Source organism: bacterium, assembly GCA_040755755.1.
In the GTDB taxonomy this organism is placed as follows: Bacteria; SZUA-182; SZUA-182; order DTGQ01; family DTGQ01; genus DTGQ01.
The window spans coordinates 270,264-286,156 of sequence record JBFLZW010000001.1; the positions used below are offsets into that span (position 1 = coordinate 270,264).

Annotated in this window: 8 protein-coding genes; 5 read left to right on the forward strand and 3 right to left on the reverse strand. The window is 54.2% G+C overall.

Annotation, left to right across the window (positions count from 1 at the left end; all coding sequences use genetic code 11):
* Window positions 1-27: 27 nt before the first annotated feature.
* Entirely contained in the window at window positions 28-1,713 is a 1,686-nt protein-coding gene (locus AB1611_01195; GenBank protein ID MEW6378199.1) for a tetratricopeptide repeat protein, read from the reverse strand.
* 124 nt (window positions 1,714-1,837) lie between these two features.
* On the reverse strand, window positions 1,838-2,608 hold the full coding sequence (locus AB1611_01200; GenBank protein ID MEW6378200.1) for a phosphocholine cytidylyltransferase family protein: 771 nt from the start codon (window positions 2,606-2,608) through the stop codon (window positions 1,838-1,840).
* 228 nt (window positions 2,609-2,836) lie between these two features.
* On the opposite strand from AB1611_01200, the gene AB1611_01205 reads away from it, so the two are divergent.
* Both AB1611_01205 and AB1611_01210 read left to right on the forward strand, forming a co-directional pair.
* Window positions 2,837-4,279: a matrixin family metalloprotease gene (locus AB1611_01205; GenBank protein MEW6378201.1), complete on the forward strand. Its 1,443-nt coding sequence runs from the start codon at window positions 2,837-2,839 to the stop codon at window positions 4,277-4,279.
* A gap of 283 nt (window positions 4,280-4,562) precedes the next feature.
* Entirely contained in the window at window positions 4,563-4,739 is a 177-nt protein-coding gene (locus AB1611_01210; GenBank protein MEW6378202.1) for a hypothetical protein, read from the forward strand.
* Here the strand turns inward: AB1611_01210 and AB1611_01215 are convergent.
* A complete protein-coding gene (locus AB1611_01215; protein ID MEW6378203.1) occupies window positions 4,717-6,615 on the reverse strand; it encodes a hypothetical protein in 1,899 nt (632 codons plus the stop codon). The two genes, AB1611_01210 and AB1611_01215, sit on opposite strands and share 23 nt — an antisense overlap.
* 233 nt (window positions 6,616-6,848) lie before the next feature.
* On the opposite strand from AB1611_01215, the gene thiC reads away from it, so the two are divergent.
* From thiC to recB, 3 genes are all read left to right on the forward strand, one after another.
* Window positions 6,849-8,114: a phosphomethylpyrimidine synthase ThiC gene (gene thiC, locus AB1611_01220; GenBank protein ID MEW6378204.1), complete on the forward strand. Its 1,266-nt coding sequence runs from the start codon at window positions 6,849-6,851 to the stop codon at window positions 8,112-8,114.
* A gap of 155 nt (window positions 8,115-8,269) precedes the next feature.
* Window positions 8,270-11,668, forward strand: a complete 3,399-nt coding sequence (gene recC / locus AB1611_01225; protein ID MEW6378205.1) for an exodeoxyribonuclease V subunit gamma — start codon at window positions 8,270-8,272, stop codon at window positions 11,666-11,668.
* 237 nt (window positions 11,669-11,905) lie between these two features.
* On the forward strand, window positions 11,906-15,616 hold the full coding sequence (gene recB / locus AB1611_01230) for an exodeoxyribonuclease V subunit beta (protein MEW6378206.1): 3,711 nt from the start codon (window positions 11,906-11,908) through the stop codon (window positions 15,614-15,616).
* Window positions 15,617-15,893: the final 277 nt, after the last annotated feature.

Here is a 15,893-nt window from a genome sequence, read left to right on the forward strand (position 1 = left end):
ACCCCTTTGATCCTTCCCGGTCCGGTCTCACGCTCCCTGGCCCTGGCCGGCGCCAATGGTTGAGCCGCGCCTGGTTGCCTCAAGTTCCCTGGCCCTGGCATAATGGATTGCGGCTTCCTGCTCTTTTCCCTCCCGGGACAGAATAATCCCGAGGCTGTAGTGGGCACGGGCATAGCCGGGATTGAGTTGCAGCGCCCTGGCATAATGGGCCTTGGCCTCTTCGAATTTCCCCTGGGTGGCCAGAACAACCCCAAGGTTGTAGTGCGCCTTGTCCCAATCGGGTTTGATCCGCAGGGCCTCACGGTAGTGGGTTTCGGCTTCCGTAAGCTTTTCCTGCCTGGTCAGGACAATGCCGAGGTTATTATGGGCGCAGGCATAGTCGGGCTTGATCCTGGTGGCCGCAATATAGTGGATTGCGGCCTCTTCATATCTTCCCGCATCGGCCAGGGCAACGCCAAGATTATAATGGGCCAGATAATTATCGGCGGTCACTTCGAGGGCATGCTGAAACAGGGTAAAACTGCTCTTCCAGTAACCTGTCTGACGCCAGGTAAAGATCATCAAGACCACAAGAACACCAGCGGCTGATGAGGCCAGAAACACCCTGCGGTATCGCCAGGCGGATAAAAGGCCGGGAATGGTCCAGGCAGCCATGATGAACAGCCCGATGACCGGCACGTAAGTATAACGGTCAGCCATGCCCTGCCGCCCGACCTGCACCAGCCCGATAACCGGCACCAGGGTGCCGAGATACCACAGCCAGCCTACGATCAGACAGGGGTGGTTTCGGACTGTGCCGATGGCCAGAGCAGTCAGCCCCGCCAGCAGCAGGCCGGATGCAGCCACGTGCCACAGCGGCCAGGTCACCGGGTGCGGATAGAAGACAGCCAGATTGTGCGGCCAGAATACCCTGGCCAGGTAGGAGCCGTAAGATACGACGGCATTGATCAGCCGGGCCGTGAAGGGAATGGCTTCCAGGGAGGCTACCGCCCCTGCCTGATGCTGCGCGGACAGGGTCAGTAAACTCCAGAATGCCGAAAAGGCCAGGAGAGGGACTTTTTCCAGAAGCAGGCGGATTAAACTTCGAGGCATTCCTGTCGTCTGGAATCGGTGCAGCGGCCAGTAATCGAGCAAAAGCAAGACAAACGGCAGGCTCACCAGCATCGGCTTGGCCAAAAGACCGAGGCAAAACAGGAGGAAAACCGAAAGATACCTGCCGAGCGCAGGCCTGCGGACGTAGCGGACCCAGGCCCCCAGGGTCAGCATCCAGAAGAACGTGCTCAGAACGTCCTTGCGCTCAGCAATCCAGGCCACCGATTCCACATGCAGAGGATGCAGGGCAAACAGCGCAGCTACCAGGGCACTTGGCCAGAGCGAGCCGGTTGCAAGATTGAGGACCCAGAACAGCAGCAGGGTATTGAGCAGGTGAAGAAGCAGGCTGGTCAGATGATGGCCGCCCGGATTCAATCCGTAGAGCTGGCAATCCATCATGTGTGACAGCCAGGCCAGGGGATTGCAATTGCCTCCATGCCGGGTGGTAAAAGCCCATTTGATTCCCTGGAAGGTCAGACCGGCCCGGACATGATGATTTGCAGTTACAAACTGATCGTCGTCGAAGTTGACAAACCCGCAGCCAAGCACCTGCGCAAAAGCGAGGTAGGTAGCCAGAACGAGAAGCAGGCTGATGAGAAGATGCCAGATACGGTGGTTCATGGATGAGTTTTCCGGGGACGAGGTTAGAGAGCAATCATCATTAAGCTATAGACAAAGCTTCGCCCCGTCAGTTACATGGCGCGGGAATTCCGCGGCCGGCTAAATAATCCTTCCCCTCACCTTATCAGACCAATTCCGATCCGGGAGTAAACATCTTGACAGCACGGGTTAGATCCTGCGGGGTATCGACATCAACCCAACGGCGCTGACCGATCAGCACAGGATTGAACCTTACCGCACCCTCGGCCATGAGATCCCGGATCAGGACCTCGTAACGATCGTCAGTCTTGCCAAGGTTAAAATGCAGATTGAGACGGGGCATAAGATGTTTGCGTAAAAAGTCGAAAGATAATTTGTAGGCATTGACGGTTTTATAAACCTTTGCCGGATCAGCGGCCGGATATTTCTCCTGCTCCCCATCCAAAATCATCCGATCCACCAGACCGCTGCTATCGAGAGAAACCAGCGGACCGTTCATGAATTCAGGGTTAAGCCGGTCAATAACCATGGCATTACGGTGCGGACAGGTGATCAGGTCGAGCAAAATCCCTTCCTCCAGAAACGTGTCACCTTCAAGCAGCAGGACATCCGAGTAGAAGAACCCCTGAGCATACCATAGTGAAGCAATGTTATCGGTATAGCCATACAGGGGATTCTCCAGAAAGGTGACCTGAATGCCCTGGTAGTTAATACCGATTCTCTGGCGAATAGCGCTGCCCAGATAGCCAACCACAATGACCACATACTCGATACCGGCATTGGAGAGATTTTGCAGAATGTGATCGAGAATAGTGGTCCTGGCAATGGGAATCAGACTCTTGGGTATGGTCTGGGTCAGGGGGAACAGGCGCTTCCCCTGGCCTGCCGCTAAAATGATAGCAGTATCAACAGCCATTTTTTCCCCTCTCATACTATTTTTATCGTCCCGCCCAAAGTTTTCACCAGTCCAAAACGAAGAAAAAGTGTGATCTCTCAAAGCCGGGCTGTCGTGCTCCGAACAACCTGCCAAAATTCAGCAGTCCAATTACCCATGAAAGGTCGCGGAGAAAAGAAGCCGAAGAGATAACTTTCCAGCAAAAAGGCGGTAACTATTGCCGATTTCAAAAAATTCAATGGGGGAAAAATGAAAAAGAATCACCTGCTTCTCTTCTGCCTTACCGGATTGAGTTTTTTCCTGTTTGTCACAGATTCTCCGGCTGTTATGAGGAAAGTCACCCTTTCGGACCTTATCAGCAGGGCCAGGCATATCTGCTACGGCCAGGTCGCAGACCTCACCAGCGAGTGGAATGAAAGCATGACCGCTATTTCCACAACTGTCAGACTTTCAGTTTTCGAGAATCTGAAAGGAAAAGCCCCTGCCTCCCTCAGCTTTACGGTAGCAGGGGGAGTGGTAGGAGAGATCGGCCAGAGGAATTCCAATAGCCCGCTCTTTTGGCCGAATGAACGGGTGATTGTGTTTATCGATTCCCAATCCCGGCTGGTGGAGGAATTTCAGGGCAAATTTCAGGTGTATGAAGGCCTGGTCAGGGAACGGGGCTTGCTGCTCAAGGCATTTTTTGATGAAATCAGAAATGTTCAATCCGCTCTGATGGAAGGAAACTTCTTTCCCCGGCCCGCCGAGCAGGCGGGGAATAATTCATCTTTCTGCGATTACTCGATTTCCGGCTACCGATGGTGTGAGGAAAACCCGATGGGAGAGAATTTTTATTTCAATACCAGGATCACCGAGAACCAAAGGTCTGCCTGCATGAGTGCAGCTTTAACCTGGAATAACAGCGGAGCCTGCTTTCAATTCTCCTATGGTGGAATCACGCAAGTCACCGGGACCAGTTATGATGGAACCAGTGTCATCTACTGGGGCAGCCAATTGTCTGAGCAAACCCTGGCCCAGACTACCTATTGGTATACAGCCTCCACTGGATGCCTGCTGGAAGTTGATTGCGGATTCAATGCCCAACTGGCCTGGAGCACGACGGGCGATGGATCAGCCTATGACATAGAAACCTGCATGCTGCATGAATTCGGGCATTACCTTTCCCTGAACCACAGCCAGAATCCTGAGGCTGTTATGTACCCCTATTATTCAGGCATCAAAAGGTCCCTGAGTGATGACGATAAGGCAGGAATTATTCGCCTGTATGGCACGTGCGGGGTGGGAGAGGAGCCTGCCTGGGATTCGACCTATCAGTTGTCGATCGGGTCCCCGGAAAGCCTTGCCCTTCTCAGAAACTACCGGGACCAGGTTCTGCGCCGCAATCCAAGCGGAAGCCTTGAGGTTCGGCGACTGTATTCCCAGTCATCGGAATTACTCCGGGTGCTGGCTTCAAACCCCAAGCTTATCCTCCAGGCGCACCACCTTATCGAGGAGAACCTGCCTGAAATTCAGAAGGCAGTCAATCATCAGGATGCCGTTTTACAGGACCAGGAGGGAATCTCTGCCTTTATGGACAGCCTGGCCTCTTCGGGGTCCCGCAGGACACGGGCCTGGCTCGGAGGGCTGAAACGGGACATGGTGAGGTGTCAGCGGACCGGGCGGAAATTTCATGGCTTCCGGATCGAGCGGTGATCGTCTCCCGTCTCCGGGTCGGATCAAGGCATCGTAAGGTATGAGCGGCCAAAGAGAGAAAAAACATAAAGCAAAAATTGGCTGAAAATTATTGAAAATGAACTCAAGTCGAAATATTCAAAGAATAAACCAAAGGCGGCCACACGATGAGCACTATTACACATGGAGTAGAATTATTCAATAAACCTACGGCAAGGAAAAAGCTCAAATTGCAATAAGAGATAGCGAGGAAATAGCTGATGTCAAAAATAAGGAATTGACAACAAAAGGAGACCTGCGGGAAGTGGAATTGAAACTGACCAAAGAGATTGAGCAGGTAAAAACCAGCACAATCAAACGGGTTGTGCCGGGCTTTCAGCGGCTCAGGCAGCGGCAATTATCGCCGCCGGTATCGCGTATAGATTGTTTCGCCCGCCAGGATCATTTCCTTCCGCTCATTACAATTCCATACCTGCCCTGACATAGACTGTCGTGTTCCGGTAATCATTGACCTCAAGGCTTGAATCGTTTCTGGAATATCGGAATCCGACTGCACACTGGAGAGGGGGAGATATCTTCCAGAGGATGCCGCTGCCTGCGGAATGGGTCTTGAGATGCTCATCTTCAGGTTCAAAATCGCTGGCTGTCCATCCGCCGGACAGCGTAAGATCGACTTTCTTGTGCAGGGGGACCGCCAGGGAGGCATCTATCCCCCATGACTCATCCGTCCAGTCCTTTTCCCGATAATTTTCTTTCTGGCTGAACATCGTCCAGCTAATCTGTGTCCGCCGCTGATAATTCCCCGCGAGGCTATGCCTCCTGAGCCTTACAGCACCGCTGTCAAGGCTGTTTTCATAGGAGTTAACAAAGCTGTAGGAAAGGGCCGGGACCTTCATCAAAGGAAGTGTTCCATCCAGATCGATGCTCCAAAAAGCCCCCGCATCCCTGGCACCGCTGGAATAGGTGAGCCAGTTATATCCACCAGTTCCGGTCAGCTTCAGTGAGCGGCCAAGCTGATTGGACAGGCCAAAACCTGCTTCCCGGCTGATATAGTCGTTGAGCGCACTACCTGAGGCAACCTCTTTACTCAGTCGATAGCCGACATTCCCCGAAAGCCGCCTTGAAAAAGCCTTGCTCAAAATCATTGCACCGCCATAGGACTCACGATCCGTAGCCTGGGAAGCACTATATGCGGTATTGGTGTACTCATATCCCAATTCCAGGTCGCTGGTCCTGCGCAGTCTCTTTTTAATATAGGGATGGACCCGGAATTCGTTTTTGGTAGTCCGCCGTACAAAAAGGTTATCATCTTCCCGTGTCTCTCCTTCCCGTGTTCTTCCTCCATCTGTTACTCCTGCTCCTGTTACTCCTTTCCTTGCTTCCTGGCGGCTGAAGTAATGCCCGCGCCCTATTTCATCCGAAAGGTCGAGAAAGACCAGGTCCCGGATCAGGGTTATTCCCCTGTCAAGGCCAGTGCTCACAGAAGCGCTGAATTCATGGCTCAATTCGTTTTTATCAGAATTTCGTGAAAAGAGTAACTGCTGCGGCTGATAGCTCAATTTTACATCCCCTAAAGTTCCTGATAAACTTGAGTCCACAGCCAATCTGATCCGGGTGATAAAGTCGGAAGTCATGATATTGGCATCCCGATAAATATTATCGTTATACTCCTCCTCAACCGAGAGGTTCAACGATGATGACAGGCCCCTGAGAGGACCGCCGATATGCAGGATCGATGTGGATTCTATCAGAGTATTATCTTGGGCCCGAAGGTCTCCTTTCGCTCCGGTATCTTCTTTTATCCTGGTGTTTTCTCTCCTTTCTTTCGTCTGGACATCGACTTCCACCTGTTCAGATGGTGGTGGTAAAGGTCTGGTGGATTGCCCGTGTTCCGTTGCTTCAGCGCCGGCAATCATGGAGAATACAGTCGTCAGGATTGCGGCTGCCGTGAGGATGAAGTGAAAAACCCCTGATCCTCTTTTTTTTAATGCCTTGCGAAGCCGCCAGATTTCCAGAAGGTAGATTGCCATCAGGGAAGTAAAAATAAAGATAATGATGACCAGCCCCAGCATGGTTCCCCGTCTCGAGAAGTGGGCATCCAGAAATCCGTGGAAAAAGAATATATCCGGCCAGCCCGGCTGATGGGCTTCCGCAGAATAGGCATAGGGCAGGTGAAGCACAGCACAGAAAAGGCGCAGCCAATCAGGGCCGAAGGCCCAGAATCCGCAAAACAGTATGGAAACAGGCATTACGACCAGATGCCGGAATGTTGTCCGGTAATGCCTTATCCGATAAACAGTAAGGTTAGCGAGGAAGGCAAAAGAAGCGCCTACGGCAAAATGGCCACTCGGCAGCATTATAACTCCCTTTCTACCAGGAAAAAATTTCGTGACGTTTTGTCTTGAAATTATTATTATCGGAATATTGTAAAAAAACAATGATAAATTTAAAGATTAACTCTCGGCAACCAGATCGCGTTTAAATATTGGCATGTAATTTGCTCATATTTATATATTATTAATCATTCGTATCTTGATTGCTTTTAATTGTGTAAGTCATTTTTACTTATTTTTATGGAGGCTAAAGGGATATGACTCAGATGGAGGCTGCCAAAAGGAGAATCATTACTCATGAGATGAATTCCGTAGCAAAACAGGAAGGAGTTTCACCGAAATTTATTCAACAGGGTATCGCATCAGGGAAAGTGATTTTACTTTATGATACCACGGGCCGGTTTAATCCGGTTGGTATTGGGCCTGGTTTAAGAATAAAAATAAACGCCAATATTGGAACATCCTGTGATTATTGTGACCCGGAGATGGAAATTCAGAAGGCCAAAGAGGCTGAAAAATGGGGGGCTGATACGCTGATGGATCTCAGCGCCTATGGGGACATAAGAAAGATACGGACGCAGATCATAAAATCTGTCAGGGTCCCTGTTGGAGTCGTGCCTGTGTATCAGGCTGCGTCGGAAGCCATCCATTGCGCCGGTACGCATTTATCCATGAAAGAGCATAATTTCTTTGAGGTTGTTATAGAGTCAATACGAGATGGATGTACCATGCTTACCGTTCATTGCAGTGTGAATAAAGGGATCCTCCATAAGCTTTCCAGGAGCAATCGAATCATTAAAATAACCTCCAAGGGGGGAGGTATCATTGCTTCCTGGATGAAGGCCAATGACGCCGAGAATCCTTTTTTTCGCAGATTCGATGATCTGCTGGATATCGCCAGACGACACGATACCATCTTAAGCTTTGGTGCTGCATTTCGATCGGGCTGCGTATCGGATGGGGCTGACAGTATTCATAAAGAAGAATTGGCCACTCTCGGGAAACTGGTGAAGCGGGCCAGAAAAGCAGGTGTTCAAATAAAGGTGGAAGGACCGGGACATCTTGCCGCCCATCAGATCGGACCATTTATCAGGAAAGCCAAAAAGCTGTGCAAGGGTGCCCCGCTTGGCGTTTTAGGTCCAATAGTTACCGATATTGCTCCGGGATATGATTATATAACCTTTGCCATTGGGGCTACGCTTGCCATTTTACATGGCGCGGATTACCTCTGTACAGTCTATCCAAGCGAACATCTGGGATTGCCCATTCTTGAGGACATTCCCCTGGGTATTATAGCTGCCCGGATCGCAGCTCATGCCGGAGATCTTGCTCACGGAAGTTCGAATATTGCCTGGGATAACCGCATGGCCAGAGCACGGGCATCTCTCGATTGGGCTTCTCAACTGAAAGAAGCCATTGATCCTTATCTTGCCAAGTCGATACGGGAGAGGATTCCGACGAAGGGGGCCGGATGTTCTGTTTGCGGGCATCTGTGTCCGCATAAACTTTTCGGGGAAGTTTAGCCGGTTTGCCTGGCTCTTTCGTAACTGTCGTTTCCGGCTTGAGTCACATCTGAAAATTGGCTATAATCTCTCGCATCTTTCCGTGAGCATATGCTGGCGCTTTTCGCGCCAGGGGTATCGGGGGGGCGGAGGAGATACCATAGCACGAGGTTCGGATGGCACGTTTTCGGGTTTTTGTCAGTAACCGGCTGGAGGTTCTGGTTGACTGCCTGGCTGAAGCCATCAGCGAGCCGCTTCCCTCTCCCCTGGACCAGGAACACATTGTCGTGCAGAGCAAGGGGATGGAGCGCTGGCTCTCCATGAGGCTTGCCCGGCGGTTTGGCATCTGGGGCAACTGCCGGTATCCGTTTCCCAATATCATTATCCATGACCTGATCCAGTCAGTCGTGCCTGATCTTCCGGACAGCACGCCCTTCGAACCCGGGATCCTGGCCTGGAGAATCGCCAAACACCTTCCCGCGTGCAGCCTGCGGCCCGGGTTTGAGAGCCTGCGCAATTACCTGGGCGGCGAGGAGGAAAACGGCAGCCCGAAGCAGGGGACCGGCAGTCTGAAGCAGCTCCAGTTGGCCGGGCGACTGGCCAATGTCTTTGACCAATACACGATGTTCCGGCCACAGTGGATACATGACTGGGAGGATGGAAAGGAAAGTCACTGGCAGGCCCGGCTCTGGCGGGAGTTGACGAACGAGGCATCGGGCACTCACGCGCAGTCCGGCCACAAGGCAGCTATCCTGCGAAAGTTTCAAAAAACGATCAGCGAGCTCAGTCCTGAAGAACCCCTGCCCGGCAAAGCTCCCAAGCGCCTCTCCATTTTCGGCATTCCCAGCCTGCCGCCCCTCCACATGGAGGTTTTTTCCGCCATGTCACGCCACATCGAGGTGAATCTGTTTCTTATGAATCCCTGCCAGGAATACTGGTTCGATCTTGCTTCGGAAAAGGATGTGGCCAGGGTGCACCGGAAAATCAGCAGGAAATTCAGCGAAAAGGCCATCCCCTCTGCCGGGGCGATTGACGAGGAGAGCCCCGATACGCTGGCGGCCAGTGAAGAGCTTCATTACGAAACCGGGCATCCGCTCCTTGCCTCCCTGGGAAAGCTGGGCGCGCATTTTTTCGACTCCCTCCTCGATCTTCCCTTTATCGAGGAGGAGCGGCGGTTTGAGGACCCCGGCGAGGGATCGCTCCTTTCCTGCCTTCAATCCGATATCCTCTTCCTGAATGACCGCGGGAGCGGGGGAGGGAAGAAGAAGATGATCGCTCCCGACGATGACTCCATCCAGGTTCATGTCTGCCACAGCCCCATGCGGGAGGTCGAGGTTCTGTACGATCTCCTGCTCGATCTCTTTGAGCGGAAGCCGGACCTTGAGCCACGGGATATCCTGGTCATGATGCCTGATATCGAAAGCTATGCGCCGTATATCGGTGCGGTGTTCGAAAGCTGCCAGGACCATCCGGGCAGGAAAATTCCCTACAGCGTTGCCGACCGAAGTGCCCGGCGGGAAGGGCAGCTCATCGAGGTATTTTTGAAAATCCTTGGCCTGTGCGGGAGCCGCTTCGGTCAGACCCAGGTCCTGGACATTCTGGAAGCGCCTCCGGTTCAACGGCGTTTTGGCCTGGAAGGGGAGGGGATTGCCAGCATCCATCGCTGGGTCAAGGACACCCGCATCCGATGGGGAAAGGATGCCAGGGGCAGAAGCCGCTTCGGGGTGCCGGATTTTCCGGAAAATACCTGGAAATCGGGGCTCGATCGGCTTCTTCTCGGCTATGCCCTGCCCGGCGGAGGAGAGCGGATGTTTGCTGAAATCCTCCCCTATGACGGCATCGAGGGAGATGATGCAGCTATTCTGGGACGGTTTCTCGAATTCACCAACCAGCTCTTCGACCAGGCGACTGAGCTGGAACAGCCCCGGCTTCTTGCCGGGTGGGTGCAGGTCTTCCAGGGCGTCATGGACCGGTTTTTCAGGCTCGATGAGGCCGATGAAGCCCAGCGGCAGGTGATCCAGAAGGTTTTCCAGGAGCTGAAAGAAGCCCAGGATATGGCTGATTTTCAGGACAGGATCGGCATCGAGACTATCCGCGCCTGGCTGGCCGACCGTCTGGACCATGAGGAGCTGGGAACAGGGTTTCTCACCGGCGGAGTCACTTTTTGCACCATGCTCCCCATGCGCAGCATTCCCCACCGGGCAGTGGCCCTTTTGGGCATGGGAGACGGCATCTTTCCCCGGACAGCACGGCCCCCGGGATTTGACCTCATGGCCAGGGCACCGCAGCGGGGTGATCCCTCGAAGCGGGACGAGGACCGCTACCTGTTTCTGGAGGCGCTGCTCAGCGCCAGAGAGCATTTTCTGATCAGCTATGTCGGCCAGAGCATCAGGGATAACAGCCAGATTCCTCCATCAGTGGTTGTCAGCGAACTGATGGAGGCCATCGAGCGGGGATTTGAGCACCCTCAGGGAAAAATCCTCGACCGGCTGATCATTACCCACCGCCTTCAGGCCTTCAGCCCGGCCTATTTCCAGCCCCAGGGTCCGCTTTTCAGCTACTGCGAGGAAAACTTCCAGGCCCTGTGCAGTCATGCCGGGAATGGCCAAAAGGCATGGTCAGTCCTGAATAGGCCTTTTATCAATGCCCCTCTTCCTGAGCTGCCTGAAGAGAAAAAAACACTCAGCCTCAGTCAACTGGCCCGGTTTCTGGCTAATCCGGCCCGGTTTTTCCTGATCAACCGGCTGGGAATCAGGCTCGATGAGGCCGCTGTTTCCCTGAATGAGCGGGAACCTTTTGAGGTTTCCGGCCTCGACAGGTATCTGGTCGAGCAGGAGATGGTACGAAAAAGGCTCCGGGGAGGAAACCTGGAGGAGCATTATCCCGTGGTCCGGGCACAGGGCATTCTGCCGCCCAGGGTCATGGGCATGATGGCCTACCAGGACCTGTGCACCGGGGTAGCGAAGTTTACCGACAAAGTCCGGCAGCATGTTCACGGGGATGAGATGGCCCCTGTGGATGTGGACATCGAGCTTGCAGGATTCCGGCTGACCGGCAGGATAGGCGGCATCTGGCCAGGAGGGCTGATCCGCTACCGGTGCGCCAAGATAAAGGCCAGAGACTGCCTGGAAGCCTGGATCGATCATCTGGTGCTCAATTACCTTGAGCATGACGGATACCCCAGGAACAGCCTGCTTATCGCCAGTGATGAGCAGTGGGTCTTCCCTCCCGTCCCGGACAGCGGAAAAATCCTGGAGGCTATCCTCAAGCTCTACTGGCAGGGAATGCAGCTCCCGCTTCCCTTTTTCCCCGTCACCTCCCTTGATTATGCCAAAAGGATCATGGACGGCCAGGCCCCCGGGGAAGCTCTGCAGAAGGCCAGGCTTGTATGGGAGGGACATGACTTTAGTCCGGGCGAGAAAGAAGAGCCCTATCTTCGTTTGTGCTTCGGCAAAGCCGCCGATCCCCTGGACGGGGAGTTTGCAGTTGTGGCCCAGGATGTCTATGGGCCGCTGCTTGGCTGTGTTAAAGACAGTGGTCAGTGGTCAGTAGGCAGTAAAGACAGTGGTCAGTAGGCAGCCGTAGTGTTCCTGCTCCCTCGCCCCTTTGGGGAGAGGGCCGGGGTGAGGGTCTTGTTGGTTAGTAGCATAAGGTATGACATTAGCCTGAATGGCACTTACAGAAGCCAAGTTGGAGCTCATCCACCGCGGCGGCACCCACAGTGTGGGGCTGCCGCAGAAGGCAGTAGCATTATCTTTGAGGGTGTAAGAGCATCATTGCCCCCAGAGGGAGATTAAATAGGGATAGACGAAATGAATTGCTTTGACCTGCTCGACAGTCCGCTTGAGGGCCGCACCCTGATCGAGGCCAGTGCCGGTACCGGCAAGACCTACACCATTGCCGGGCTGTATCTTCGCCTGCTTCTGGAAAAACGCCTGTCCGTGGACCAGATTCTGGTCGTGACCTTCACCGTGGCTGCAACCGAGGAGCTGCGCAGCCGGATCCGCCGGAGGATCCACGAGGCATTGTCAGCCTTTGCTACTGGAAGCAGTGATGATGATTTCCTTGCCGGTCTGGTCAACAAGGTGGAGAACCGTCGTGAGGCCCGGCTGCTCCTCACCAATGCGCTGCGCTGCTTTGATGAGGCTGCGGTTTTTACCATCCACGGATTCTGCCAGAGGGTTTTGCAGGAGCGGGCCTTCGAGTGCAGCTCATTGTTCGATACCGAGCTGGTCACGGATCAGAGCGCTCTGGTGCAGGAGGTGGTGGATGATTTCTGGCGCATCCACGTCTATAACGCTTCCCCGCTGTTTATCAGCTTTGCCAGGGAAAGAAAGAAGGGGGAATGGAGTCCCGATGCCCTGGCTGCATTCGCAAGATCCCATGCCGCAAAGCCCAACCTGCGGATTATTCCTGACCTCGACCTCGATCTGAGTGAAACCAGAAGTCTGGAGGATGCCGCAGGCACAGCCTTTGATCGGTTCCGCATGGCCTGGCCCCAGCATCGGGACCAGGTGGAAGAGCTGCTTTCAACCAGCCGGGAATTGAACCGGAAACAATACCCGCCGGACAGTATCAGAGAATGGGTCGAGGGAATAGACAATTACCTGGCAGCAGGCAATCTGCTTCCCTGGTATGAAAAGCTCGAAAAGTTCGGGATATCGTCCCTGGAGAATGCAGCCAAAAAGGGATGCCAGGCCCCCCGGCACCCGGTTTTCATTCTGGCTGACGAGTTGTGCCGGAAGCTCAGGGAGCTTGAGGCTGCCTGTGAGCGGCAACTGGTGATCCTCAAAAAGCAGCTTCTGGCCTTTGTTTGCGAGGAGCTTCCCAAAAGAAAGCAGGAGCTGAATATCCGCTCCTTTGATGATCTTCTCCTTTCCCTTCAGGACGCCCTGCAGGGGGGAGAAGGGTGTGATCTGGCCAGGGTGATTCGGGAAAAGTATCAGGCTGCTCTGATCGATGAATTTCAGGATACTGACCCGGTCCAGTATGCCATTTTCAAAACGATCTATCCGGATGGGAAAAATACCCTGTTCCTGATCGGTGACCCGAAGCAGGCCATCTACAGCTTTCGCGGTGCAGATATTTTTGCCTACCTTGAGGCGGCCAAAGACGTGGAGGCACGGTATACCCTTGGCACCAACTGGCGATCCTCGCCCGGTCTGATCAAAGCGGTCAACACCCTGTTCTCGAACCGGGATAATCCCTTCATCTTCGAGGATATCCCCTTCCATCCGGTCAGTCCTCCTCCGGTCTGGAAGAACGAAATGTCATTGATGCCAGAATCCCGGCCCGATTATCCATGCAGAGGCCATCTGGCCAGTGAGCCGCTTCAGCTCTGGTTTCTGGGCCGTGGGAACCAGGGCAGGGCGATCAACCGGGGAGATGCGGAGAGGGAATTGCCCGAAGTTGTTGCCAGTGAGATCGGGCGGCTTCTGGAGGCCGGACAAAAGGGTGAAGCCCTGATTGAAGGCCAGCCGGTGGCCCCCGGCGATATCGCTGTTCTGACCAGGACGAACCGCCAGGCCAGGAGTGTGCAGGAAGCCCTTCAGAGGCGAAAGATTCCCAGCGTGCTCTATAGCTCGGAGAGCCTTTTTGCCTCCCGTGAGGCAGCGGAGCTTCTCGGTGTCCTGAATGCCGTGGCTGAGCCGGGCCATGAGGAGAAAATCAGGGCTGCCCTGGTCACCGATATGATGGGTGTCTCCGGCAGCGAACTGGCCACTATGCTCGATGACAGTACGGCCTGGGGAATGTGGCTGGACAAATTCAGAGCTTATCACGAGCTTTGGGCGCGGCGCAGGCAGGGATTCATGATCATGGCCAGTACCCTCACGGCCAGAGAAAAGATCAAAAGCCGCCTTCTGGCTTATCCGGACGGCGAGCGGCGGGTAACGAACTTTTTGCATTGTCTGGAGGTTCTCCACCAGGCAGCCCTGGAGAACAGCTTCGGGATCGAGGGACTGTTGAAGTGGTTTGCCCGCCAGCTCAACGATCAGCCGGAAAAGGAAGAATATCAGATCCGCCTGGAAACGGATGAAAAGGCAGTCAAACTGGTTACGATTCACAAGAGCAAGGGGCTGGAATATCCGATCGTTTTCTGCCCGTACACCTGGAGCGGATTGCGGGAGGAAGAGGATGCGGCCTTTTTCCATGATCCGGAAAACGGCTGGCAGCCAACGCTCGCTCTTGGCTCCCAAAATTGTGAGCAGGGCAGGTCACTGGCCGGGCAGGAAATGCTGGCCGAGAACCTGCGCCTGCTCTATGTTGCCCTGACCAGGGCCAAGTACCGATGCTACCTCGTCTGGGGAGCGATCCGGGGTGCCGAAACTTCGGCTCCGGCATACCTGTTCCACCCCTGCGGGAATGATGGGGGGGCTGGCAAGCCGGTCGAGGCCGCAGCAGCCCGGATGTCCTCGCTTGACTGGGGCAGGCTGGATGACCGCAGGATGCTCGATGACCTCGACGCTCTGGCCCAAAAAGCGGGATCGGCCATCAGGGTTTGTGCTGTGCCGGATGCTTCCACGAAAAGTTTCGAAGCGGTTGATGTCCAGGAGGCAGCACTCTCCTGCCGCACCTTTTCAGGTACTATTTCGGATGACTGGCGCATAGCCAGCTTTTCCTCACTGGTAGCCGGCAAGGAGGAATGGTGGGAGAGTCCGGGCCTGGATGAGAATCATCCCCCTGAGGAGATTCAGGAGAGAGAGGTAGAGGAGATGGAACCGCTCGCCATACCTCACGGGACAGGTCAAGGCCCTTCCTCTGCCGGTGATTTTCCCACCGGGTCCAAAGCCGGAACCTGTCTGCATGATATCCTGGAACACCTGGATTTTGCCGAAAGGACCCCTGATGCTACCGAAAAGCTGGTCGGGGAGCGGCTGTCTGCCCACGGCTTTGACCTGACACTTGTCCGTCCGCTCTGTTCACTGCTTGAGCGGGTGCTGGCCACACCGCTCGTCGATGGCCGGAGAGATTTTACCCTTTCCTCCCTGCCCCGGTCCGACCGGGTGGAAGAGATGGAATTCTACTTCCCTCTGGAGCGTATCACTGCCCAGGGACTGAGTGAGATTTTTGCCTCGCATGGCGGTCCCGAACCCCCGGGAGAATTTCCCGGACTGATCGGGAAGGTCGGATTTACTCCGACTCGCGGGTTGCTGAAAGGGTACATCGATCTGGTGTTTCGCTTTGACGGCCGGTATTACCTTGCTGATTACAAATCCAACTATCTCGGCCCCCGGCTGGAGGATTATGCAGCCCCGGCCCTGGCCGAGGTCATGAAGCGGGAGTATTATATCCTTCAATACCATCTCTATGCTCTGGCACTTCATAAGTACCTGGCCCGAAGGATGCCGGACTATGATTACCAGACCCACTTTGGCGGCGTCTTCTATCTTTTCCTGCGGGGGATGAGCCCGGCTCACGGTCCCCGCTTCGGCATTTATCAGGACCGTCCGTCTGAGGCGCTGATCAATGGCCTTGACCACTATCTGTGCGGCCAGGGGGAACTGCCTGGTCAATCCGACTGAATCATTCCCCCTCTCAAGGGGCAATGCCATGAGCTTATAAAAACAACGCTACATCTTATCCAAATCAATCCCCAGTTGCCTGAATGCCTCTTCTATTTTATCCTCATAGTCCTGGTCGGAAATTGCCCCTTCCTGAGCGGTGAGTTCCATTGATTGTGATAATCTAAAATTCCCCCATTTTAGGGGTTTGTGACAACGCAAAATTCCCCCACCCCTGACTGAAGTTTCCGGTATTATATGGGCAGAAAAAAACTAAAGACCATGATACCGGAGGCAG

Coding starts and splice junctions, on each gene's coding strand:
- AB1611_01195 (MEW6378199.1), bottom strand. CDS start 1,713: ATGAACCACCGTATCTGGCATCTTCTCATCAGCCTGCTTCTCGTTCTG.
- AB1611_01200 (MEW6378200.1), bottom strand. CDS start 2,608: ATGGCTGTTGATACTGCTATCATTTTAGCGGCAGGCCAGGGGAAGCGC.
- AB1611_01205 (MEW6378201.1), top strand. CDS start 2,837: ATGAAAAAGAATCACCTGCTTCTCTTCTGCCTTACCGGATTGAGTTTT.
- AB1611_01215 (MEW6378203.1), bottom strand. CDS start 6,615: ATGCTGCCGAGTGGCCATTTTGCCGTAGGCGCTTCTTTTGCCTTCCTC.
- thiC (MEW6378204.1), top strand. CDS start 6,849: ATGACTCAGATGGAGGCTGCCAAAAGGAGAATCATTACTCATGAGATG.
- recC (MEW6378205.1), top strand. CDS start 8,270: ATGGCACGTTTTCGGGTTTTTGTCAGTAACCGGCTGGAGGTTCTGGTT.
- recB (MEW6378206.1), top strand. CDS start 11,906: ATGAATTGCTTTGACCTGCTCGACAGTCCGCTTGAGGGCCGCACCCTG.